The following is a 22,058-nucleotide window of genomic DNA, read 5'->3' as shown; positions in this document are numbered from 1 at the left end:
CATGACGATCTACGGCATCGGTACGGATATCGTTCAGGTCAGCCGCGTGGCCGCGGTGATGACACGCACCAACGGCCGCTTCGCCGAGAAGGTGCTCGGCCCGGACGAGCTGCGCGTGTATCACGCGCGTCACGCGCGGTCGGCGGCGCGCGGACTCGCATTTCTCGCCACGCGGTTCTCGGCGAAAGAAGCCTTCTCAAAAGCGATCGGCCTCGGCATGCGTTGGCCGATGACCTGGCGCGCGCTGCAAACGCTCAACAAGCCGAGCGGCGAGCCGATGGTGGTGGCATCGGGCGAACTGGCCGAATGGCTCGACGCGCGCGGCATCACGGCGCGCGTGACGATTAGCGACGAACGCGATTACGCGGTGTCGTTTGTGATTGCGGAAACCGGGGATGTGGCGCGAACGCCGGAGGCCCCCCACGCACCCGCCAGCGACGAATAAAAATATTCTGAACGCGGTGCACGTCGGCCGTGTCTCTCTTTGCTTCAAGCTTTTTCTAGCGGAATTCGATGAAACTCACTCCCGGACCGGTAATGCTCGACGTGGTCGGCACAAGGCTGAACCACGACGACAAACGCCGCCTTGCCCATCCTATGACCGGCGGCGTGATCCTGTTCACCCGGCATTACGAGAGCCGCGCACAATTGATCGCGCTCACCGATTCGATTCGCGCGATTCGCGACGATCTGCTGATTGCCGTCGACCACGAAGGTGGCCGCGTGCAGCGCTTTCGCACCGACGGCTTCACGGTGTTGCCGGCCATGGGCAAGCTTGGCACGCTGTGGGACAGCGACGTGCTGCACGCCACGAAGGTGACGACTGCAGTGGGCTACATTCTCGCGTCTGAGTTGCGCGCATGCGGCATCGATATGAGTTTTACGCCGGTGCTCGATCTGAATTACGGCCAGTCGCAGGTGATCGGCGATCGCTCGTTTCATCGCGACCCGCGCGTCGTGACCTTGCTGGCGAAGAGCCTCAGTCACGGCCTTGCGTTGGCCGGCATGAGCAATTGCGGCAAACATTTCCCAGGACACGGCTTCGCGCACGCGGACTCCCACGTCGCGATGCCGGTCGACGACCGTTCGCTCGATGAAATCCTGCGCGAGGACGCGGCGCCGTACGACTGGCTCGATGTGTCGCTCGGGGCGGTGCTGCCCGCCCATGTTGTTTATCCGCAGGTCGACTCGAAGCCGGCGGGTTTTTCGCGTGTCTGGCTGCAGGACATCCTGCGCAAGAAATTGCGTTTCGAAGGCGCGGTCTTCAGCGACGACCTTTCGATGGAAGCCGCGCGCCAGGGCGGCACGCTGACGGAAGGCGCGACCGCCGCACTGCAGGCCGGTTGCGACATGGTGCTGATCTGCAATCAGCCGGACGAAGCGGAGAAGGTGCTGGACGCGCTGCGCTTCACGCCGTCGAAGGAGTCGCAGCAGCGGCTCAAGCGCATGCGGCCGCGCGGCAAGGCGCTCAAGTGGAGCAAGCTGGTCGCCGAGCCGCAGTATCTGCAAGCGCAAACTTTGTTGCGCAGTGCGTTTGCTTGAGCAATCGATAGCAGCCGCTTGCAACTGATAGAGAGCAGATCTACAACTCAAGCGGTTGCATCGAACAAAAAAACGGCGCCTCTTTCAGGCGCCGTTTTTCCATTCAAGCGAGGCCTGCCGCAAAGCCGGCCTCACCCGGTCAGTTCAAACGCATCCGTTGCAGCTTGTTGTACAGCGTCTTCGGACTGATCCCCAGCAACGACGCCGCGCGATGGCGCGTGCCGCCGACCGCATCGAGCGTGGCGCGAATCAGCATTTCCTCGACGTCCGCGAGGGGCGTGCCGACGGTGACCTGCACGCGGCTGCCGTTCAGATCGCGCCCGTTTACCGAGCCCGCTTCATCGGCGCGCAACGATTCCAGGACGTCGCCCGATGCGTGATACGCGCGGCGCACGCGATCCTGCAACTCGCGCACATTGCCCGGCCACTCGTACGAGAGGCACTCGCGCAGGAAGTTGGGTCCGACCTGCTTGGCCGTTTCCGAGGTGCCGCGCGTGATCGCTTCGTGATTCAACTCGTCGACAACGGCTTGCGCGATCAGCGTCGGATCGTCGCCGCGCTCGCGCAACGGCGGCAGCGATATCGCGGCCGCTTCGAGACGTAACGCCAAGTCTTCGTGCAGGCTGCCGTCGGCGACCGCCGCGCGCGGGTTTTTGCGCGTCGAGGCGATCAGCCGGAAGTCTGTCGCCACCTGATTCGTGCCGCCGACTCGCATGAAGGTCTGCGAATCGAGTGCACGCAGCAGCGCTTCCTGCTGGGCGCGCGGCAGTTCGGCGATTTCGTCGATGAACAGCGTACCGCCACTGGCCTGCTCGAACAGGCCCGGCTCGCGCTGTTCGGCACCGCTGAACGCGCCGCGTTCGTGGCCGAACAGCACGCTGTCGAGCGAGCGGTGCGCCGCGACGCTGGCCGCCGTCCGGCAGTCGAACGTGATGAACGGTCCTTTGCGGCGCCGGCTCATGTCGTGCAGCGTGCGCGCGGCAAGCTGCTTGCCCGTGCCGGCTTCGCCGGAAATCAGCACAGCGGCTTCGGTCGGCGCGATATGTTCGATCGTGTCGTAGACATGCTGGATCGCACCGCTGCGGCCGAGTAGCGAGCCGAAACGACCGAGTCGGCGCAGCGACGCGCGTAGCGTCTGGACTTCTTCGGTCAGCTCGTACGGACGCGGAATCCGGGCGAGCAGGCTGCGCAGGCGCGGGATATTGACCGGTTTAAGCAGATAGTCCCAGATGCCGTGCCGCAGACCCTCGATCGCGCTCTCGACCGTCGCGTTGCCGGTCATCACGATCACGGGCAGGGCGCCGCCGGGTGGATGCGCGGGCAGGTGCTGCAACACGTCGAGCCCGCTGCCGTCCGGCAGATTCAGGTCGACCAGCACGACATCGGGGATGAAGCGCGTCAATGCGGCCCGGGCCTCGGCGATGGTGGTCGCGGTGTCGACAGAGAAGCCGTCGGCGGCGAGGATGGCGGACAGGCCTGACAGGCTATTGGGATCGTCTTCAACAATCAGGGCGTGTGGCATGGCGAGCGCTATTTTTGGATGGACGGAATACCCGATACGCCGCGCCGGTGCTCTGGCGCGCGACACGGGCGCGATGGCTGGCCGGTACTGTCGGTCGAATGCCGGACCGCATGGGCAGCGCCTGCCGGGACGGCGGGATAGCCGCAGCCCGATTGGCATGGGCGCAGCGCAAGCCGCGGAACACGGCCTGCAAGCGGATCTGGGGCGATTCGACTCACGTAGTTCTGGTCCTTTGCTTTTCAGTGGATGCCCGCCCTGACGCGTTGTGACGCGTGGAGGGGCACCTGTATTTTCTTCATTCGACCGGTCAGAAATCCCGATGGCTGTCGAAGAAACGCCGTACCTCGAGTTCCGCTTGCTGGCGAGTCTTACCGTAGCGTTCCTGGATCAGGCCGGCCAATTTGTCGACCCGGCCTTCTGCCTTGGTCAATTCATCGTCCGTCAATTCACCCCATGCTGTCTTGGCCCTGCCGACCATTTGCTTCCACTTGCCTTCAGCGATGTCGTGATTCATGTCGCATCTCCGGAGTTGAGGGAATCAAGCCTTACTGGCCTCTATCGGAGAGAAGCATGGACTGTGCCACAGACAATTACTTAAGCTTATCAATGGTTTATTTGACGCAAGATAGGAAGGAAAGCACAACGGACAGGCATTTTTGAGAAAGGGCCGGTAAAGATTTCCACAACCATACACGGCGGCGCAAAAAAGAAAAAGCGCCCAAAGTGGGCGCTTTTTTCTTGCCAATTATTTTTCGCCGCGCCGGACTTGCTCCGCCGCGGGATTCAGGCTGCAGGCGCTTAGGCGCGGCTGCGGTACTCGTGCGTACGCGTGTCGATTTCGATCTTGTCGCCGATGTTGCAGAAGAGCGGCACTTGCAGTTCGAAACCGGTGGTCAGCTTGGCGTTCTTCAACACCTTGCCCGACGACGTATCGCCCTTGACTGCCGGTTCCGTGTAGATGATTTCACGGACCAGCGTGGTCGGCAGTTCGACGGAAATGGCTTTCTCGTTGTAGAAAACGACTTCGCAAGCCATGCCGTCTTCGAGGTAATGGAGGGCGTCGCCCATCATTTCACCTTCGACTTCGAACTGGTTGTAGTCGGCGTCCATGAACACGTACATCGGGTCAGCGAAGTACGAGTACGTGACTTCCTTGCGTTCCAGCACGACGACGTCGAACTTGTCGTCAGCCTTGTACACGCTTTCCATGCCTGCGCCACTCAGCAGGTTCTTGAACTTCATCTTGACGACGGCGGAGTTGCGGCCCGATTTGTTGTATTCGGCCTTTTGCACGACCATCGCGTCTGCGCCGATCATGACTACGTTGCCGGTGCGGAGTTCCTGTGCGGTCTTCATAAAACTGTCCTGTACGAAATAAGTAGCTTCAACTTTTGCTCAACGGCATACGGCGCAAGCGGATTGGCCTGCCGGGTTTGCCTTGCGAATTGGTCTGGCCCGTGGGTCTAGCCCCTGAGTTTGGTCCCTGAGTCTGGCCCTTGAGTCTTGCTCCGTTATCCGGGCGAATTTGCCAGACGAATTTGCAAGACGAGTCTGCCGGATGAATTGGTCAAACGAGTTTGCCAAACCTCGCCACGGTCGGGCCGCGCTTGCGCCGTCGGCCGTTGGATAACCGCTTATTTTAACTGAGTTTTTGCGAACAAGGCCAGATTTCCGGCGAGGTCGCCCACCTGGACCAGTTCGCCGGACCATTCGGCCGCGCGCTGCTTCAGCGCCGCGCGGTGGCGCTGGAATTCCGCCCAGTCCGGCCGGCCCGCGCCGTTCCATGCGTGCCAGAAGCGCGCGAGGGCGTCCCGCGCCTCGGTGGGCAGGGTGCGGGCGTAGTGGGCGAGCGCGGCATCGAGCTTCGGCAGATGGGCGTCGTCGGCCTGGGGGTAGATGTGCCAGACAAAGGGTTTGGCGGCCCATTGGGCGCGCACGAACGAATCTTCGCCGCGCACGAAATTGACGTCGCTGGCCCACAGGAGCGTGTCGTAACCCGGTTGCTCGGTGAAAGCGAGCGCGTGAACGCTGAGGCTGCCGCGCTCGGCGTGCGAACCGGCAGCGAATGCCGGCAACCCGAAAAAGCGCGCGACCGCGCCCGAAATGCGCCCTTCCGGCACCAGCAGAACGACCGGTTCGGCGCTGTCGCGCCATTGTTCGAGCAGGCTGTCGATGGCGGGGTTTTCGTAGGCGAACAGCGAGACGACTGTGGCCGTGGGCGGGGGCGGCGCACGGCCGGTGGTCTTCAGCCACCACGCTTCGCGCTCCGGTTGCGAGGCCTCGAAGGCCGCGCGTGCGGCGTCTAGATGCCGCTCCTTGAGTACGCCGCCGGTGCCAAGGCCGAGTCCCGGGAAAAAGAAGGTCTTGGTCAGCGGGTAGCGTGGATGCGGCGACGGCCGCAGATGGAAATCCGCGACCCAGTCTTCGGCGCTCAGGTATTCGAGGTTGAACCAGACCGGCGCTCGCTCGCGCCGCGCCATTGCGGCGACGTAGATCGGCGGCAACTCGCAGCCGAATGCCTCGATCACGACGTCAGCCACTTCGAGCGTATCGCCCGCGTGGGCCGGCTCGTGCCAGTGCTCGACGATGATGCCGCCGACTGCCTGGCACGCGCGATCCAGCACCAGCGACGGGCACAGTTTCTGGAACGCATGCAGATCGTCGACGAACACACGCACCTGCCAGCCGTGCTCACTCGCCAACTGGCGCGCGAGACGCCAGCACACGCCGATGTCGCCGAAATTGTCGATGACCGCGCAGAAGATGTCGCAGGCAATCCCTGTGGGCGCGGCCGCGGGTTGTTCGGAAACGGGCCTAACGGAGGAAGCGGAGGACATGGTGGCGTGGTCGCAGAGTGGAACAGGTGGCGCGGTCGGGTTCGGCAGGGTCTTGCTGGCGGGTGGCGCAAGCGGCTTCAGCCGCCGCCTTCTCCTGGAGCATCACACCATTCGATGCAGCAGGGTTCGAACGCACGCGGAATGCTCTAAACTGGCGATTCTAAAGCACTCGCCCGCGGTTCCGCGCCTCAGTGAGCACTCAGCGCGCCGCGTGTAGGCAGAGGCTTTGCGACACTGTCCCAGCCAACCGATTCTGCATGACCGAACCCGAAGCAACTGACGTTTTCGAGCCGAAAAAAGTGCTCGCCCAATTGCCGCATCTGCCCGGCGTCTATCGCTATTACGATACGCAGGGCACGGTGCTTTACGTGGGCAAGGCGCGCGATCTCAAGAAGCGCGTCTCGAGCTACTTCACGAAGACGCAACTGTCGCCGCGCATCGCGATGATGGTGACGCGCATTGCGCGCATCGAGACGACCGTCACGCGTTCCGAGGCCGAAGCGCTGCTGCTCGAAAACAACCTGATCAAGGCGCTGGCGCCGCGTTACAACATCCTGTTTCGCGACGACAAGTCGTATCCCTATCTCAAGCTGACCGGTCACAAGTTTCCGCGCATGGCGTACTACCGCGGCTCGGTGGATCGCAAGAACCAGTACTTCGGGCCGTTCCCGAGTGCCTGGGCGGTGCGCGAAAGCATCCAGATCCTGCAGCGCGTCTTCCAGTTGCGCACGTGCGAGGACTCCGTGTTCAACAACCGCACGCGGCCGTGTCTGCTGCATCAGATCGGCCGCTGCACGGCGCCGTGCGTCGCGGCGATTAGCGAAGAAGATTACGCGCGCGATGTCGCCAATGCGTCGCGCTTTCTGCTCGGCCGGCAGGGCGAGGTAATGAAGGAGCTCGAGCAGAAGATGCACGCGTTCGCGAGCGAGCTGAAGTTCGAGCAGGCCGCGGCGGTGCGCAATCAGATGAGTTCGCTGTCGACGGTGCTGCATCAGCAGGCGATTGAAGTCGGCGGCGATAGCGATGTGGATATTCTCGCGGTGGTCGCGCTCGGTGGGCGCGTGTGCGTGAATCTCGCGATGGTGCGCGGCGGGCGGCATCTGGGCGACAAGGCGTATTTTCCGTCGCACGTGGAAAGCGCATTGACGGTCGGCGAGGGCGGGCTTGAACAAGGCGGCGACGATGAACTGCTGGTCGATGCTGACCTGGTGTCTGACGAGACCGCGAACAGCATGAACGCATCGTCCGATGCAGCTGACGCGCTCGCAATCGCCGGGCAGATGCCGTCCGAAGATGACGACGACGAGGCCGATGCTGCTGTCGAGGCTGAAGGTGAAGAGGGCGATGAGATCGAGTCCGAAGTCGAGCCTTCGGCGCCACGCAAAGGCCGTGCAACCGTCGGCGGGATCGAATCTGAAGTGCTGGAGGCGTTCATCGCGCAGCACTACATCGGCAATCGCGTCCCGCCGGTGCTCGTGGTCAGCCATGCTCCGTCTACGCGCGAACTGGTCGACGTGCTGATCGAACAGGCCGGCCACAAGGTGACGGTGCTGCGCCAGCCGCAAGGTCAAAGGCGCGCATGGCTCGCAATGGCCGAGCAGAACGCGCGGCTCGCGCTCGCACGCCTGCTCTCGGAACAAGGCTCGCAGCAGGCCCGTACGCGCGCGCTCACCGACACGCTCGGCATGGAATGCGATGACCTCGCGCATCTGCGTATCGAGTGCTTCGACATTAGCCACACGATGGGCGAGGCGACGCAGGCGTCGTGCGTGGTGTATCACCATCACAAGATGCAGTCGTCCGAATACCGGCGCTACAACATCACCGGCATTACGCCCGGTGACGACTACGCGGCAATGCGTCAGGTGCTGACGCGTCGCTACGAAAAGATGGTCGCGCAGGCGGCTGCGAACGCCGCGGACGAAGCCGCCGAATTGCAAAGCGACGCGGCTGCGGACCCGTCGCTCGCAGCGGATGCCGCGGAACCGGCTGCGGCCGGCGGCATCCTGCCCACCATTGTGTTGATCGACGGTGGCAAGGGTCAGGTTGAAATCGCGCGCCAGGTGTTTACCGAACTGGGTCTCGATACCGGCATGCTGGTCGGTGTCGCCAAGGGCGAGGGACGCAAGGTCGGTCTCGAGACCTTAATTTTCGCGGACGGCCGTGCTGCGCTCGAACTTGGCAAGGAAAGCGCGGCGCTGATGCTGGTCGCGCAAATTCGTGACGAGGCGCACCGCTTTGCGATTACCGGCATGCGCGCGAAGCGCGGCAAGACTCGCCAGACCTCTCGGCTCGAAGAGCTCGAAGGGGTAGGCGCGAAGCGGCGTCAGAGGCTATTGGCGCGCTTCGGCGGGCTGCGTGGGGTGGTTGCGGCCAGTGTCGAGGATCTGGCTAGCGTCGAAGGAATTTCGCAGGCGCTTGCTGAGCAGATCTATCGGCAATTGCACTGATCTGTAGTACGCCACGCTGCCCCAGACGGGCAACGTGCGGCCAATGGGTCGCGCAGAAGCGCTCAGCAAGCGGCTGATAAGTGTCCGACAAACGGTGCTCCGGCGCGGCGCCTGCCAGGCCCCGCGCGCCGCTTTGCTTGTGGCAGGCCCTGTGACACGGCACAATTGCATCTCCCTTGTCAGACGCTGCGCCTGCCCATGCCGTTTAATTTCCCGATTTTCCTGACTTGGCTGCGGATCGTCCTGATTCCGCTCGTCGTCGGCGTGTTCTATTTGCCCGACATGATGATGAGCCCGGCGCACCGCAATCTGGCCGCCGCGACGATTTTCATTCTGGCGGCGCTCACCGACTGGTTCGACGGCTTTCTGGCCCGCAAATGGAATCAGACCTCGGCGTTCGGCGCGTTTCTCGATCCGGTCGCCGACAAGCTGATGGTGACGGCTGCGTTGCTGGTGCTCGTGCAACTCGCACGGATCGATTCGGCGATCGCGCTGGTGATCGTCGGGCGCGAGATCGCCATCTCGGCGTTGCGTGAATGGATGGCGCAGATCGGCGCATCGAAGAGTGTCGCGGTGAATTCGCTCGGCAAGTTCAAGACGGTGTGCCAGATGGTCGCGATTCCGATGCTGCTGTTCTACGGGCCGTTGCCGTTCGGTGGCGGGGTGTCTGTCGATACGCGCGTGTGGGGCCTGTGGCTGATCTATCTGGCCGCGTTCCTGACGATCTGGTCGATGCTCTATTACATGAAACTCGCGTGGCCGCAGATCCGCGAACGGAGTGGCGTCGCCTGATTGGAAAACGTTCGGGGCGCGATGCCGGAGCGGCTGAAGCGTGCCCGAACGTTGGTCAAGCATGAGTGAAATCTTTTCCGTTAAAGACATTCGCAAAAGGGGTTGACACGTTTCAGTCGTTTCTCCATAATCTCGTTTCTCCGATGCACGCAGTTTGAAGCGCGGTGGCAGTAAGAGAGTAGTTGCAGTAACAAGGCAGAAGTTAGCAGCACATTGCGGGAGTAGCTCAGTTGGTAGAGCGCAACCTTGCCAAGGTTGAGGTCGCGAGTTCGAGCCTCGTCTCCCGCTCCAAATTTTGAAGCAACGCGTTGTTTGGCGCAGTAAAAGTGCAAGGCGTTGTGAAGTAGGGCAATGCGGGAGTAGCTCAGTTGGTAGAGCGCAACCTTGCCAAGGTTGAGGTCGCGAGTTCGAGCCTCGTCTCCCGCTCCATACATAAGGGGAAGCAACGCTTCCCTTTTTGTTTGGTGGGTCAGTCCTTACGGTCGCCCGCCAGACAAATCTGAGAATCTGCAGCTAGATTCCAGTCCGCTTGCGGCGCGATAGCAAAGCGGTTATGCAGCGGCCTGCAAAGCCGTTTAGGCCGGTTCGACTCCGGCTCGCGCCTCCAGTAGTTGATGTAAAGAAAAGCCCCGACTTGTCGGGGCTTTTCTTTTTTCGGCGACGTTGTCGCCGAAATCAACCTGGCGCGTTTCGGTGTCCGGCATCAGCGCTTACCGTGTTGCACCACGCAGCCGAACAACCGCTACTTCAAATCAAATGGGATGATTCAGATCGGCCGCGAGCTGGGATGCGATGTTGTTCGCCCCTTCCGTCAAACCCTGCTTGATGTCGGTAGCAGACACATTCAACTTCGCGTAGTTGAACGTTTTCCGGTATATGGCATTACCGGAATTGAGCGGGTCGGAATCGTTCGGTTTATTCCTGAACTGCCGCAAGTTGTCGGACTTCGGATACATCACGACATTAGCGGACACATAAAGGTTTCCAGACTGCAACTGGTAGCCGACATCGACGAACATGACTGCGCTTGCTGAAGCATTGTCAAAGACGATTCTTTTCTGCGTGCTCGAGTTGACAGTCTCGACATTGAGTGGCGCTGCAAACTTGATGGTCTCGAGCGAGCCGACTGCGTCGTTGGACGCCTGCTTCATGACGGCGCGGAAGTCATAATCGTGCAGTTGCTCAAACATCGGAGCGGCGGCGCTTTCTGCCGAGGATCGGCGGGCCGCATCGATGCCCGCTACAATCAGCGCGCCGAGCAGGCCTGCGCCACCGGCGTTGGTCGGCGTTACTGTCACCAACAAGCTATTCTGGGGAATGAATAGCGCACCGGCTACCGGCCCAAGTTCATGCTGCTCCTGCTTCGTTACCGACATGGGCGGCGTCGTCGCGCATCCCGCCAACGCTGCGATAGACAGCAATAAAAAGAGGTTTCTCAGGTTCATTTAGGGGATCAGCTTCCGAGTTAGCGTGTAATTAAGATTTCAGCGCTCGTAAGCCATATGGCCTTCCCACCCGTCGTTTCGGCGAAGTCCTGCGGTATCGCAGAAAGTCGAATAGAGGAAGTCAAATGGATCGTGCGTCTGCGATATTCTTAACGACAGATCCGCGGTTAACTTTAGCGCACGGTGACATTAAAGCGTCGTCGAAGACGGGCTGCATTCAGCGAGGGGTCGTTCTCGAATCGTGCGGTCTGTATTCACGAAGAGGGCAGTGACTCAATACAAGCAAGCCTGAGAGGTCCATGCCATCGCGACTGTTATCGGTTAGCCGTGACCGGTCATCTGTGTCTTTCATTTCTGTTGTTTTGTCTTTCAATTTTATTCCAGGTTTTTTTAGAGTCCGGAATAAAGCATTGATCGCTGGCGGTTCGGCGCCGATCATGTAAAGTAGCTCAGGCTGCTTCGCATATTCGGAAACATCGTTAGAGATACGATGCAATGGTTCTAGATGTTTCCAGGTCGCGAAAGCACGGGGCAGGGCAAACCCGCTGTTAATACAACATACGACCAATGAAAAAAAACATAACCGCTGCTGTGCTGTTTACCATTGGGTTGCCACTGCTGGCGATCGCGCAATCGGCACCGCCTCCCGACATTAAAGGCGGGGATTCGTGGACCTACGTCAACACCTTTGAGAAAACGCCTTCAATATGGCGCCAGACGCACGACGAAGTGACGGTCCTGCGCGCAACCCCTGCCCACATTTATTACACCTCGAAGCAGGCGGGCTCGACCCAGGTGCCGAACGAAGTGATAGCAGGCGCCGACTGGAGCCGAGAGCGCAACGTGAATGGCGCGGAGGTGGTCGTCAATCGGCCGTTCGTTTTCCCGCTATCGCCGGGCAAAACCTGGAACCTCGAATATACGGAACAGCATCCGAACAAGACCTTCGCTTCGCAAAAGTGGAGCAGCCAGTATCGGGTGGTGGATACTGAAACCGTCGAGGTACCGGCAGGAAAATTCCAGGCGATTAAAGTCGAAGCGGAAGGCGAATGGGTTGCGCAACTCGAGCCGACTCAGACCGTCACTCAAGCCGTGCAGACGCAGCAAGGCGACACCGCCATGATCACTCACGCACAGAAAACCGGCCCCGTTCAGGTGACCGGACGCACTTATAAAGCGTTCTGGTATGTGCCTGAGATTGGCCGCTGGGTAAAGTCAGTGGAAGAATATTACGGCAGTAATGGTGTGCGAAACGAGCGCTATACAGGCGAACTGGAGTCGTTCAAAAGAGGCACGGAATGATTCGAATGTTGACGATTAAACTGTCCGCTTTTGCTGCGTAAAAGAAAAAGCCCCGTACGTCGGGGCTTTTTTAATCCTTCCTGCATGCAAAACGGATAAGACATGCGTATCTCAAATCCCGTTCGCCGCTCCTTCTATTTACGCCTGATCTACGCGCTGTGTCTCTGCGGCGCCACCTGGACGCATCTGCAGGTGGCTTTGATCCACGGGCTCGGGTGGGACTACGGCGGCGCGGCGCCGCTGACACAAATCTACTGGACGTCGCTGCTCTTCATCGATCCGCTAACGGTTCTGCTATTGCTGTTGAGTCCGAGAGCAGGGCTGATCCTCTGCGTCGCTGTCATCTTCACGGACGTGGTGCACAATTCATGGTTCGCGTTGCACTATCCGATCCGCTTGGACCTGTACGTTTCGCAGATCGCTTTCCTGCTGTTCGTCGCGTTCACGGTGCGGACCGCATGGCGAGGGGCCGCGAGTCGGGCCGCCGCCCCGCGCGCCGCTGATTGAATTGCCCGATTGCCGCTTTGCGCAATTGCCCGTCTACACGAGGCTGCATGTACCTACAACTCACCGGCACCAACGTCCGTCTGCTCGGCTCGATGCATCTGTTTCCAGCGACGAGCCGCAGAACGCCGCCATGGATCGCCGAAGCGTATGACTGGGCCGAATCGCTGGTATTCGAATCCGATCCGCCGACGATCCTGCCGTTTCTCAAGGCTCCCGCGCAAGGCGGTGCTGATCAGTTGCGGCCTTTGCTCTCCGCCGATGCCTGGAATCAGCTCCAGGCTGTGTGGCCCGTCGAGGGCCCGTTGGCACCGCTCGTCGAGCTACGTCCTTGGGCCGCACTGATCGTCGCGCCGACGCTGTTCCAGCAGGTCGTCGAAGGCGTCGAGCCGCGCATGCTGCGCTCGGCGCTCACGCAAGCCAAACCGTACCAGTATCTCGAGACCGCGCAGGACGTGGCGGCATCGCTCGAATCGATTTCGCTTGAAGCAGTTGGCACCGCGCTCGGCATGCTGATGTCCGATCTCGGCGAACCGCAGCGCACGCTCGAGCGGATGCACGCCGCGTGGTTGCATGGCGATCTGGAAGCCGTGCACCAGATCGCTGTCGAGTCGCCAATGTTCAATCTGCCCGGCATCCGCCATGCCATTCTCGATGCGCGCAATCGCGCGTGGGCGGCGCGCGTGACGGCGCTGCTCGGGCGGCCGGAGCGCACCCTGGTGGTGGTGGGCGCGCTGCATCTGTGTGGGCCCGGTAACCTGATCGACTGTCTCGCACAGCCCGTCGAGCCGGTTTTCTTAAGCTGCTAGCGGATTTGCCGCCGGGCGGCAGCGTCGGCGCAATTCACCGTCAATACCGGGATAGCGGGCCCGGATTAGGGCGCAATCAGGCGGAACTCCAGTAGCCGGGCTCAATCCGACGGTATGGATGCCGCTATACACTATGTGCCTGCGACGCCGGTCAACCTCCATGGCTCTACGGAATACGACATGCATGTCCCACTGACGCCCGTTAATGAAAGTGCCCGCCTCGACACACTGCGTGCGCTGAACATCCTGGATACCTTGCCCGAAGAGCGCTTCGACAGGCTGACGCGTCTCGCCAAACGGCTATTCGGCGTGCCGATCGCGCTCGTGAGCATCGTCGATGCGGACCGGCAGTGGTTCAAATCGTGCGTCGGCTTGACCGCGAGTGAGACTTCTCGCGACGTGTCGTTCTGTGCACACGCAATTCTCGGCGACGAAATCCTGATGATCCCCGACACGCTGGCGGACGAGCGTTTCCACGATAACCCGCTCGTCACGAACAATCCGAATATCCGTTTCTATGCCGGCTGTCCCCTTACGGTTCCGAACGGCAGCAAGCTCGGCACGCTTTGTCTGATCGACGTAAAGCCACGCGGCCTTGACGAGGAAGAGCGCGAGTTGTTGCGCGATCTGGCGCGTATGGCCGAACAGGAACTGGTGGCGGTGCAACTGGCCACACTCGACGACCTGACGTTGTTGTCGAACCGCCGCGGTTTCGAAGCGCTCGCGCAACATGCGTTGAATGTCTGCAAGCGGATGGACAAACCGGCGTCGCTGCTGTTTTTCGATCTGAACGATTTCAAGCTGATTAACGATACCCACGGCCACGCGGAAGGCGACCGCGCATTGAAGACCTTCGCCGAGGTGTTGCGCTCTGCGCTGCGCGAAAGCGATGTGATCGGGCGACTCGGCGGCGACGAGTTCGTCGCGCTTCTGACCGACTCGGGCAGCATGGAAACGCTGGAGGTCACGCAACGTCTCACGAAACTGCTGGACGAGCGCAATGCCGAGGCCCAGCGTGGTTATCAGATCCGCTATAGCGTCGGCCAGATTCAGTACGATCCTGAGCGCCATGCGTCAATCGCCGAATTGCTCGCGGCGGCCGATGCGGCGATGTATAGCCACAAACAGGCGTCGAAAGCGCGGGCGGCGCGCGGCGGTTGAGCGCGGCCGAATGAAGCGTGCGTGCGGGTGGGGCGTCGGTCGTGGGTCGCAGCTGAACTCGCCAGGATCTGCGCGGCATAGTCTAAGATCCCCACGCGCGGCATAATTTCGCATTGCCGCCACCCCTGCTGGCGCACCTCTCTTTGAAGCCTTCCCATGACTGAACCGCAGCAAACTGCCAGCACGCGACTGGCGCAACTCGAATGGCGCTGGAAAGCGTTCGAAGACCTCACGGCCGCGGAAGTTTACGCGATGCTGGCCGCGCGCAGCGCGGTGTTCGTCATCGAGCAGAACTGCTTGTATGGCGATATCGACGGGCTCGATTCAGATGCCTGGCACCTGTTTGCCTTTGGCCCCGGTGAAAAGAAGCCGGCGCTCGCGGGCTATCTGCGCGTGCTGTTGCCGGACGCCGACGACACCGATATCCGCATTGGCCGCGTACTGACCACGGCGGAATTCCGCGGCATCGGCGTCGGCAACGCGATGCTCGAACGCTCGCTCGCGCATATCCGCGCGCAGTGGCCGGGTACGCCGATCCGTTTGCATGCGCAGGCGCATCTGCAAGGCTTTTACGGGGCATTCGGCTTTACGCCGGTGTCGGAGATTCACGAAGAGGACGGCATCCCGCACGTGTGGATGCGTTCGGCCTGAAAAGCCAGGGCGCAACCGGACTCGGCGTTCGCGCGCCGACCGGCTTCAACCGCCGCGACTTCAATCGATTCGAGAATGCTTAGCGCTGGCTGCTCGCAGGCGCTGACGCGGGCTGCGTCAAACCGTGCGTCGCCTTGACGCGCCGCTCGCTGCGCAGCCGTCCGCGTGCCGACAAGCGCATCCAGTGACGCAACGCCAACAGCGCGCCGATCACGCTCATCATCGAGCCCGGAATCCACAGCAACAGCCCGCCGATTTGCTGATCGCGCATCGGGCTCAGCCACGTGAAGGCGCGGCCGCAAATCGAGTAGATCGGATACAGTTCGCGCGGCGTAAAGAAGATAAACGCGCCGAGCATGATCTGCGGCGGAATCGCAGCAATCACCACCAGTACGCGCTTGCCGGGCGACAAACGCGCCGGCGGCGCCGGGCGCGGATCGAGCACGAGCCACCAGAACAGCAGCCCGTCGATCACCATGCTCCAGTTCATCACGCGATAAAGCCGCCAGTCGAGCATCGCCATGAAATGAATTGGCGACATCAGCCAGAAGTAGATCAAGCCGACGAACAACGTGACGGCGACCACCGGATGCATCACCACGTCGAGCAGCTTGCGTACTACCGGCGTCTCCAGCGCAGGCCGCACGAAGCGTTGCCGCCAGCTGAATGGAATGCCCGCGCGCAACGCGGCGCCCGGATAGGAGAGGGCGATAAAGAACGGCCCGAGGTGATGCAGCACCAGATGCTGCGCGCGATGCATGAAGAACTCATGCTCGAAGAAATAATCGAGCCGCGTATGCAGCGCGACGTACAACGCCACCAGCCCGAACCAGAAGGAAATGCGCCGGCGAATCGACACCTTCGCCTTGTGCGCACCGCGCACGAAAAGAATCGCCGGCACCAGCAAGGCGATGATGACGGTCGGCGAAAACTCCCAGGGGTCGAGCCAGTAGAGCAGGTTCATCGCGAGGCGTTACTTGGTCTGGGCGGGCGACTTGACGGCGAACGGTGTATCGACCGTTTCGCCGTCGGAGAACTTCAACGTCAGATGCACGGTGTCGCCCGGAGCGACCTTGTGCTTCGCGTCTTCGAGCATCACGTGATAGCCGCCCGGCGCGATCGCCACCTGGCCGTGTGCGGGCACCGTCAGCTTGTCGACCATCACCATCTTTTGTGTCGAGCCGTTCGATACGGTTTGATGCAGCATCGCGTCGCCGTAGTCGTTGCTGGAAATATCGACGAGGTCGACCGGCTTGTCGCTCGCGTTCACCAGCGTCACGTAGCCGGCGGCGGGGAGATTGTTCGGCAGCCAGCGCACCCACGCGTCCTTGACGCTGATCGCGTTCGCACCGGCGGCATGCGCGGCCGATGCGAAACCGAATGAGAGGGCGAGGGTGCAGCTCAGTGCGGCGAACGTTTTGATCTTGATCGACATGAGTGAACTCGGGAAAGGTCAGGAACGGTCATCAACGATGCGGCGCAGGTCTTGTGCGATCGCATCGGGCGTATCGTGATCGGTGGCGAGCAGGCGCGCGTGGCCTTGCGGGTCGAACACGTAGACGGCCGAGCTATGGGTGACTTCGTAGTTGCCGTTGGGGTCGCGCTTTTCCATCTGATAGGCGACCCGGTACCGCTTGGCGAGCGACTCGATCTGCCAGTCGGTGCCGGTCAGGCCTTCGGCGTGCTGCGAGTCGAAGGCGCCGACGTAGTCATGCAGCGCTTTGGGCGTGTCGCGCGCCGGATCAACGGTGATGAACAGGATGCGCACTTTTTGCGCGTCCGGGCCGAGTTTGCCGAGCACCTGCATCAGTCGGCCCATCGTTTCTGGGCAGACGTCCGGACAATGCGTATAACCAAAGTAGACGAGCGACGTGCGGCCTTTGAACGAATCACCGGTTACGGCGCGGCCGTCGTCGCCAGTTAGCGTGAAGTCGAGATCCGGCAAGTGGCCGGTCACATTGGTCAATTGGAATGGTTCGGCGGGATGCGTGCAGCCGGTTAGCGCAGCGAGTGCGCCCACCATGGCGGTCAACGCGACGAGGCGCCCGGGCCACGGCCGGCGTGGCGTTAAGAGGTTCGACTGTTGGTGGCGGGACGAGAGGATGGGGAACAAAGCAGGGTTCAATGACTCGATTGAAGAGCAGCGCCTGACGCTGCCCGTAAACTGACTCGGTTGATTCGTGCCAGGCGCGCGGCCCGTCATGGTGTGCAAATAGCGTCGTCGCTGCAATGGTCTGCGTGGCAGCGACTGTATCGCAAAATCTCCGATGACGTCGCGCAGCGCCCGCGGGCGCGCGGTTTGCGAGGCAATTTGACGCAGGCGACTGAAAGCTCGCTGAAGCCCGATTGTTCTCTTTTTGAACGCAATCGTGAGCGGCGTCGGCTGCGCCGGCCTGCCAGGCTTGTGTCCCGGCTTACTTTCTCGAAAAATTGACGGATGCGCGGTAAGATGCGCACACTTTTCCGGCCACAGAAGGCTGAAAGGCAAAATTAACCGATGCAAGCACTTCCGGCTGTTCTGTCTCCTGGTGAGACGGCATTTTTCTTCGACTTCGACGGCACGCTCGTCGAACTCGCGCCCACGCCGGACGGCGTGCTGGTGCAACCGCGCGTGATCGGGCTGCTGACCGAGTTGCGCAATCTCACGAACGGCGCGGTCGCGATCGTGTCGGGCCGCGGTATCGACAGCATCGACAGTTTTCTCGGCATGCCCGATCTGCCGATCGCGGGTCTCCATGGCGCCGAGCGGCGCGACGCGAACGGCGACACACAGCGCATCGGTTTTCACGACGAGCGCCTGTTGCGTATGGAGCAGGTGCTCGCGCAGGTCGTCAACGAACATCCCGGCATGCTGCTCGAGATCAAAGGGGCGGCGCTCGCGCTGCACTACCGCAACGCGCCCGACCGCGAGCTGGTGGCGCGCGAAGCGACCGAGCGGCTGGTGGCCGATTATCCCGGTTCGTATGTGTTGCAGCCGGGCAAGATGGTCTACGAAATCAAGCCGAAGGACGTCGACAAGGGCCGCGCGATGCACGCGTTCCTGGAAGAGCCGCCATTCGTGGGCCGCACGCCGGTGTTTGCCGGCGACGATCTGACCGACGAGAAAGGCTTTGCCGTCGTCAACGAGCGCGGTGGCCTGTCGATCAAGGTAGGCGCGGGCGACACGATGGCGCATACGCGAATCGAGTCGGTCACGGCGCTGCTCGACTGGCTGGAATCGATTGTCGCGGCCGCGCGCGGAGCGTGATCTTGACACCGCCCGTGGCGCCTCATCCCCTAACGACTATGACTTACTGCATCGGGAATCGCGCTTCATGAGCCGACTGATCATCGTATCGAACCGGGTTGCGCCGATCTCGGAGGGCGGCCCGGCGGCGGGCGGCCTGGCAGTCGGCGTGTACGACGCGCTGAAGGAAACCGGCGGCATGTGGTTCGGCTGGAGCGGCGATGTGCTGAGCTCGGGCCAGCCGCAGATCAAGGTGGAAGAGCGCGGACCGGTGACCTTCGCGACCATCGCGCTGATGCGCCGCGACTACGACCAGTACTACCGCGGTTTCTCGAACGCCACGCTGTGGCCCGCGTTCCACTATCGCGCCGATCTTCTGCAATACGACCGGCACGACTTCGAAGGCTATTGCCGCGTCAACGCGTGGCTCGCCCAGCAACTGGTCCCGCTGTTGCGCGAAGACGACGTGATCTGGGTCCACGACTATCACCTGATTCCGTTCGCCCAGGCGTTGCGCGCGGCCGGCGTGAAGAATCGCATCGGCTTCTTTCTGCATATTCCGTTTCCGGCATCGCAGGTATTGCTGGCCGTGCCGCCGCATCGCGAGCTGGTCGAAGCGCTGTGTTCGTTCGATCTGCTCGGCTTCCAGACCGCGCCGGATTTGCGGGCGTTCTGCGACTACATCGTCAATGAGGCGAACGGCACGGTCGACATATCCGCCAGCGGCCCGCTCACCGTCCATGCGTTCGGCCGCACCTTGCGCGCGGCGGCGTATCCGATCGGCGTCTATCCGGACGAAATCGCCGAACTCGCGAAGGCGGGCGAGCGCGGCAAGCCGGTTCGCACGATGAAGACGGCACTGCATTCGCGCAAGCTGATCATGAGCGTGGACCGCCTCGATTATTCGAAGGGGCTGGTCGAACGTTTCCGCGCGTTCGAGCGCTTGCTGGAACATTTCACCGCGCAACGCAACCAGGTGTCGTTCCTCCAAATCGCACCGCCGACGCGGGCCGACATGAACGCGTATCAGGACATCCGCCTGCAACTCGAAGGGGAGTCGGGGCGCATCAATGGCCGTTTTGCCGAACTGGACTGGACACCAATCCTGTACATCCATAAGCAGTACGAGCGCTCGGTGCTGGCTGCGCTGTTTCGTACCGCGCATGTCGGCTACGTCACGCCGTTGCGCGACGGCATGAACCTCGTCGCCAAGGAGTACGTGTCGGCGCAGGATCCGGACAATCCGGGCGTGCTCGTGCTGTCACGCTTTGCCGGCGCCGCGCAGGAACTGGATGGTGCGCTGATCGTGAATCCGGTCGATATCGACGGTATGGCCGAGGCGTTGGCGAGAGCGCTGGAGATGCCGCTTGTGGAGCGCCAGGCGCGGCATCGCGACATGATGGTGCAATTGCGCGAGAACAACGTATCGGTGTGGCGCGACAACTTCATGCGCGATCTTCAGCGCGTCGATGGTGCGAAAAGCACCAGAACCGTGAAGGTGCGTGCCGGATCGGGCAAGAAGACGGCGCGCGAAACCACGGTCGGATAGGTGGTTTCGAGGCCGATTAGAATTGCCTCTGGAAAACAAAAAAGCCGCTCGGAAGCGGCTTTTTTGTTTGTTGCTGCTGCGATTCTCGCTGAATCAGCAGAAGGCGGTGTGTTGACTAGACCACGTGCTGTTCATCCACCTTCTTGCCGCCGACATGCAGCGTGGTGCCCTTGCCGTACTGCTTCGAGAGCAGATCGCGATAAAGGCCCGGCCGCTGGCGCAACTCTTCCGGACTGCCGTCGTCGATAACCTTGCCCTGGCTCATCACGATGATCCGGTCGAAGTTATTCAGCGTCGACAACCGGTGTGCGATCGCGATCACCGTGCGGCCCACCATCAGGCGGTCGAGGGCCTTCTGAATCGCTTCTTCCGATGCGCTGTCGAGCGCCGAGGTTGCTTCGTCGAGCAGCAGGATCGGTGCGTTCTTCAGGATCGCGCGCGCAATCGCGATGCGCTGGCGCTGTCCGCCGGAGAGCTTCACGCCACGGTCGCCGACGATCGTGTCGAAGCCTTCCGGCATGGCTTCGATGAAATCGCTGCAGCGGGCTTCGCGCGCGGCGGCGACCACTTCTTCCCGGGTCGCCTCAGGGCGGCCGTAGGCGATGTTTTCGTACACCGTGCGATGGAACAGGGAAATATCCTGCGGCACCAGCGCGATTGCGTGGCGCAAGCTGTCCTGGGTAATCGCGGCGATGTCCTGGCCGTCGATCTTGATGGCGCCGCCCTGCGTCTCGTAGAAACGCTGCAGCAGCGCCAGCACGGTGGATTTGCCCGCGCCCGACTTGCCGATCAGGCCGACCCGCTGGCCCGGCTCGATATGCAGATCGAAGTGATCGAGAATCGGCCGGCGGCGCGGGTAGGCGAACGTCACGGCTTCGAAATCGACCCGGCCGCCTTGCGGCACGAGTTCGGTGGCGCCATCGCGGTCCGGCATGCCGTGCGGCTCGAGCAGGGTGCGAACCGCTTCCGCGAGCCGCGCGACGTGTTGCGTGACGTCGACCAGCGCCACGGCCAGATCACGCGTGCCGTGCAGAATCGTGAAGCCGAGCGAGCTGACCAGCACGATGTCGCCGGAGGTCGCCTTCCCTTGATCCCACAGCCACAGCGCCCAGCCGAGCAAGCCGGCTGAGAGCAGCGCCGTGATCACCGCATGCAGCAGGCGCAGCTTTTCCAGATACAGCAGGCTCTGCTGGCGCGCTTCCATCTCCGCTTTGACGGTCGCGCCGAAACGTTGCTGCTCGCGAAACGTCATGCCGAAGGCGCGCACGAGGCCCATGTTGCTGATCACGTCGACCAACTCACCGTCCACTGACGCCGCTTTGGTGGCGAAATGGTGATGCCGCGCCGAGCCACGCCCGGCAAGCTTGTAAAGCACGACCGACAGAATGGCCGAGCACAGCATCAGGCCGCCGGCCATCAGCGGATTCACGGCGGTGATCATGACGATCGCGCCGAGCACCGCGATACATGGCGGTAGCACGTTCCAGGCGGTGGTGTTCTCGGCGGTGTAGACCGCGTTCGAGGTTGCCGTAATGCGGCTCGCCAGCATGCCCGGCTGTTTTTCCGAGTAGTAAGTCGGCGAATGGCCGCTTAGGTACTGGAAAAGATCGCGCCGCAGGTCGCCAGTCACGGCCACGAAGGTATGCGCGGCCACCCATCCGCCGACCCGCCACAGCAGGTTGTCGGCGGCGATCAAACCAACCAGGATGGCGAACGCGCCCCACAGCGGACCGGGATGATGCCGGCCTTCGCCGAGCACATCGATCAGATGCTTGATCGCGTATTGCGAAGCGAGCGCACAGCCCACGGCCGCGAACACGCTGCACAGGACGATCGCATGCGCGAGCGGATGGCGGCGAATAAAGCGGAAAAGAAACGCAAGCGGCCTGTGCGCATAGCTCGCAAGCTTTGCGTTCTGGGCGTTACGCTGGGCGATGGTTAAGTGTTCCAATTGATCGTGAGGTCGGTGTGTTTCAGGTTGTGCATGCAAGGCATGGGCCACAGCAAAAGCGTTCGCCGCGAAGCCGATGCTTCGCATTGTAAACATGCAAAAGCGATTGCGCCCTGTGTATCCGGGCGATGGCGCGACTGATTTCGCGATAGACGACCGCGACCTACTGTTGCTCGACCCGCCGATCGGGCGGTGGTTCACGCAGGCTGCGGAATATTTCGGGATATAATTACAAATTGCATTCAACTGCGGTGCGGCATTTCTTCAATGCCTGCCGGCAAAGTTGACTCAGGACCTTACAGCTGCCGTATTCGGGT

20 protein-coding genes and 3 tRNA genes are annotated in these 22,058 nt (G+C 61.8%); 14 read left to right on the top strand and 9 right to left on the bottom strand.

Features of this window, described 5'->3' with window-relative positions:
• The first annotated feature begins 1 nt into the window (after position 1).
• The gene (acpS, locus tag BM438_RS27040; RefSeq protein ID WP_093640449.1) at positions 2-445 is read left to right on the top strand and encodes a holo-ACP synthase; all 444 of its coding nucleotides are present in this window, start codon (positions 2-4) and stop codon (positions 443-445) included.
• A gap of 68 nt (positions 446-513) precedes the next feature.
• Positions 514-1,542: a beta-N-acetylhexosaminidase gene (nagZ, locus tag BM438_RS27035; RefSeq protein WP_093640447.1), complete on the top strand. Its 1,029-nt coding sequence runs from the start codon at positions 514-516 to the stop codon at positions 1,540-1,542.
• A 139-nt stretch (positions 1,543-1,681) separates the two neighbouring features.
• Here the strand turns inward: nagZ and BM438_RS27030 are convergent, their stop codons facing one another.
• From BM438_RS27030 to earP, 4 genes are all read right to left on the bottom strand, one after another.
• Positions 1,682-3,064: a sigma-54-dependent transcriptional regulator gene (locus BM438_RS27030; protein WP_093640444.1), complete on the bottom strand. Its 1,383-nt coding sequence runs from the start codon at positions 3,062-3,064 to the stop codon at positions 1,682-1,684.
• Between the two features lie 307 nt (positions 3,065-3,371).
• Complete coding sequence (locus tag BM438_RS27025) at positions 3,372-3,578, bottom strand: CsbD family protein (RefSeq protein WP_093640442.1); 207 nt, start codon at positions 3,576-3,578, stop codon at positions 3,372-3,374.
• Positions 3,579-3,862: 284 nt separating this feature from the next.
• Entirely contained in the window at positions 3,863-4,420 is a 558-nt protein-coding gene (efp, locus tag BM438_RS27020) for an elongation factor P (RefSeq protein ID WP_093640439.1), read from the bottom strand.
• A 278-nt stretch (positions 4,421-4,698) separates the two neighbouring features.
• Positions 4,699-5,901, bottom strand: coding sequence for an elongation factor P maturation arginine rhamnosyltransferase EarP (earP, locus tag BM438_RS27015; RefSeq protein WP_093640436.1), 1,203 nt, complete (start codon positions 5,899-5,901; stop codon positions 4,699-4,701).
• 257 nt (positions 5,902-6,158) lie between these two features.
• Between earP and uvrC the strand changes: the two genes are divergently transcribed.
• The 5 genes from uvrC to BM438_RS26990 all read left to right on the top strand — a co-directional run bounded on the left by uvrC (position 6,159) and on the right by BM438_RS26990 (position 9,750).
• Complete coding sequence (gene uvrC / locus BM438_RS27010; protein WP_093640433.1) at positions 6,159-8,351, top strand: excinuclease ABC subunit UvrC; 2,193 nt, start codon at positions 6,159-6,161, stop codon at positions 8,349-8,351.
• Between the two features lie 198 nt (positions 8,352-8,549).
• Entirely contained in the window at positions 8,550-9,143 is a 594-nt protein-coding gene (pgsA, locus tag BM438_RS27005) for a CDP-diacylglycerol--glycerol-3-phosphate 3-phosphatidyltransferase (RefSeq protein WP_054036235.1), read from the top strand.
• 215 nt (positions 9,144-9,358) lie between these two features.
• Positions 9,359-9,434: transfer RNA gene (locus BM438_RS27000), tRNA-Gly, on the top strand.
• 62 nt (positions 9,435-9,496) lie between these two features.
• Positions 9,497-9,572: transfer RNA gene (locus BM438_RS26995), tRNA-Gly, on the top strand.
• 104 nt (positions 9,573-9,676) lie between these two features.
• Positions 9,677-9,750, top strand: a tRNA-Cys gene (locus BM438_RS26990).
• A 145-nt stretch (positions 9,751-9,895) separates the two neighbouring features.
• Here BM438_RS26990 and BM438_RS26985 read toward each other — a convergent pair.
• Positions 9,896-10,588 carry a hypothetical protein gene (locus BM438_RS26985; protein WP_143131759.1) on the bottom strand — a complete coding sequence of 231 codons (693 nt, stop codon included), beginning with the start codon at positions 10,586-10,588 and terminating at the stop codon, positions 9,896-9,898.
• Positions 10,589-11,155: 567 nt separating this feature from the next.
• On the opposite strand from BM438_RS26985, the gene BM438_RS26980 reads away from it, so the two are divergent.
• From BM438_RS26980 to BM438_RS26960, 5 genes are all read left to right on the top strand, one after another.
• Positions 11,156-11,890 (top strand): hypothetical protein, encoded by a 735-nt coding sequence (locus BM438_RS26980; RefSeq protein ID WP_093640427.1) that lies wholly within the window; start codon positions 11,156-11,158, stop codon positions 11,888-11,890.
• A gap of 102 nt (positions 11,891-11,992) precedes the next feature.
• Positions 11,993-12,397: a hypothetical protein gene (locus tag BM438_RS26975; protein ID WP_093640424.1), complete on the top strand. Its 405-nt coding sequence runs from the start codon at positions 11,993-11,995 to the stop codon at positions 12,395-12,397.
• A gap of 47 nt (positions 12,398-12,444) precedes the next feature.
• Positions 12,445-13,203 (top strand): TraB/GumN family protein, encoded by a 759-nt coding sequence (locus BM438_RS26970; RefSeq protein WP_093640421.1) that lies wholly within the window; start codon positions 12,445-12,447, stop codon positions 13,201-13,203.
• Positions 13,204-13,383: 180 nt separating this feature from the next.
• Entirely contained in the window at positions 13,384-14,364 is a 981-nt protein-coding gene (locus BM438_RS26965; RefSeq protein WP_093640418.1) for a sensor domain-containing diguanylate cyclase, read from the top strand.
• Positions 14,365-14,520: 156 nt separating this feature from the next.
• A complete protein-coding gene (locus BM438_RS26960) occupies positions 14,521-15,015 on the top strand; it encodes a GNAT family N-acetyltransferase (protein ID WP_093640413.1) in 495 nt (164 codons plus the stop codon).
• 79 nt (positions 15,016-15,094) lie between these two features.
• Here the strand turns inward: BM438_RS26960 and BM438_RS26955 are convergent, their stop codons facing one another.
• From BM438_RS26955 to BM438_RS26945, 3 genes are read right to left on the bottom strand one after another with little or no spacing between them, the layout of a single operon-like run.
• Positions 15,095-15,979, bottom strand: a complete 885-nt coding sequence (locus BM438_RS26955; RefSeq protein WP_093640410.1) for a cytochrome c oxidase assembly protein — start codon at positions 15,977-15,979, stop codon at positions 15,095-15,097.
• Between the two features lie 9 nt (positions 15,980-15,988).
• Positions 15,989-16,450, bottom strand: coding sequence for a copper chaperone PCu(A)C (locus tag BM438_RS26950; RefSeq protein WP_093640407.1), 462 nt, complete (start codon positions 16,448-16,450; stop codon positions 15,989-15,991).
• Positions 16,451-16,468: 18 nt separating this feature from the next.
• Positions 16,469-17,038, bottom strand: coding sequence for an SCO family protein (locus BM438_RS26945; protein ID WP_093640403.1), 570 nt, complete (start codon positions 17,036-17,038; stop codon positions 16,469-16,471).
• Positions 17,039-17,512: 474 nt separating this feature from the next.
• On the opposite strand from BM438_RS26945, the gene otsB reads away from it, so the two are divergent.
• Together otsB and otsA are read left to right on the top strand one after the other, a co-directional pair.
• Positions 17,513-18,262, top strand: a complete 750-nt coding sequence (otsB, locus tag BM438_RS26940; protein WP_093640400.1) for a trehalose-phosphatase — start codon at positions 17,513-17,515, stop codon at positions 18,260-18,262.
• Positions 18,263-18,329: 67 nt separating this feature from the next.
• Positions 18,330-19,790 carry an alpha,alpha-trehalose-phosphate synthase (UDP-forming) gene (gene otsA / locus BM438_RS26935; RefSeq protein WP_093640665.1) on the top strand — a complete coding sequence of 487 codons (1,461 nt, stop codon included), beginning with the start codon at positions 18,330-18,332 and terminating at the stop codon, positions 19,788-19,790.
• 115 nt (positions 19,791-19,905) lie between these two features.
• Here otsA and BM438_RS26930 read toward each other — a convergent pair whose 3' ends face one another.
• Entirely contained in the window at positions 19,906-21,741 is a 1,836-nt protein-coding gene (locus BM438_RS26930; protein WP_093640662.1) for an ABC transporter ATP-binding protein, read from the bottom strand.
• Positions 21,742-22,058: the final 317 nt, after the last annotated feature.

Origin of the sequence: Paraburkholderia aspalathi, assembly GCF_900116445.1 — a bacterium.
Classification (GTDB): domain Bacteria; phylum Pseudomonadota; class Gammaproteobacteria; order Burkholderiales; family Burkholderiaceae; genus Paraburkholderia; species Paraburkholderia aspalathi.
This window is presented reverse-complemented; position numbering and strand designations above follow the sequence as displayed.

Excerpts from the sequence above, each read along its gene's own strand:
- pgsA (WP_054036235.1), top strand. The coding sequence starts at position 8,550 with ATGCCGTTTAATTTCCCGATTTTCCTGACTTGGCTGCGGATCGTCCTG.
- BM438_RS26955 (WP_093640410.1), bottom strand. The coding sequence starts at position 15,979 with ATGAACCTGCTCTACTGGCTCGACCCCTGGGAGTTTTCGCCGACCGTC.
- earP (WP_093640436.1), bottom strand. The coding sequence starts at position 5,901 with ATGTCCTCCGCTTCCTCCGTTAGGCCCGTTTCCGAACAACCCGCGGCC.
- BM438_RS26960 (WP_093640413.1), top strand. The coding sequence starts at position 14,521 with ATGACTGAACCGCAGCAAACTGCCAGCACGCGACTGGCGCAACTCGAA.
- otsA (WP_093640665.1), top strand. The coding sequence starts at position 18,330 with ATGAGCCGACTGATCATCGTATCGAACCGGGTTGCGCCGATCTCGGAG.
- BM438_RS26980 (WP_093640427.1), top strand. The coding sequence starts at position 11,156 with ATGAAAAAAAACATAACCGCTGCTGTGCTGTTTACCATTGGGTTGCCA.
- BM438_RS26965 (WP_093640418.1), top strand. The coding sequence starts at position 13,384 with ATGCATGTCCCACTGACGCCCGTTAATGAAAGTGCCCGCCTCGACACA.
- BM438_RS27030 (WP_093640444.1), bottom strand. The coding sequence starts at position 3,064 with ATGCCACACGCCCTGATTGTTGAAGACGATCCCAATAGCCTGTCAGGC.
- BM438_RS26985 (WP_143131759.1), bottom strand. The coding sequence starts at position 10,588 with ATGAACCTGAGAAACCTCTTTTTATTGCTGTCTATCGCAGCGTTGGCG.
- BM438_RS26950 (WP_093640407.1), bottom strand. The coding sequence starts at position 16,450 with ATGTCGATCAAGATCAAAACGTTCGCCGCACTGAGCTGCACCCTCGCC.
- BM438_RS26945 (WP_093640403.1), bottom strand. The coding sequence starts at position 17,038 with ATGGTGGGCGCACTCGCTGCGCTAACCGGCTGCACGCATCCCGCCGAA.
- uvrC (WP_093640433.1), top strand. The coding sequence starts at position 6,159 with ATGACCGAACCCGAAGCAACTGACGTTTTCGAGCCGAAAAAAGTGCTC.
- otsB (WP_093640400.1), top strand. The coding sequence starts at position 17,513 with ATGCAAGCACTTCCGGCTGTTCTGTCTCCTGGTGAGACGGCATTTTTC.
- efp (WP_093640439.1), bottom strand. The coding sequence starts at position 4,420 with ATGAAGACCGCACAGGAACTCCGCACCGGCAACGTAGTCATGATCGGC.
- nagZ (WP_093640447.1), top strand. The coding sequence starts at position 514 with ATGAAACTCACTCCCGGACCGGTAATGCTCGACGTGGTCGGCACAAGG.
- BM438_RS27025 (WP_093640442.1), bottom strand. The coding sequence starts at position 3,578 with ATGAATCACGACATCGCTGAAGGCAAGTGGAAGCAAATGGTCGGCAGG.
- BM438_RS26970 (WP_093640421.1), top strand. The coding sequence starts at position 12,445 with ATGTACCTACAACTCACCGGCACCAACGTCCGTCTGCTCGGCTCGATG.
- BM438_RS26975 (WP_093640424.1), top strand. The coding sequence starts at position 11,993 with ATGCGTATCTCAAATCCCGTTCGCCGCTCCTTCTATTTACGCCTGATC.
- acpS (WP_093640449.1), top strand. The coding sequence starts at position 2 with ATGACGATCTACGGCATCGGTACGGATATCGTTCAGGTCAGCCGCGTG.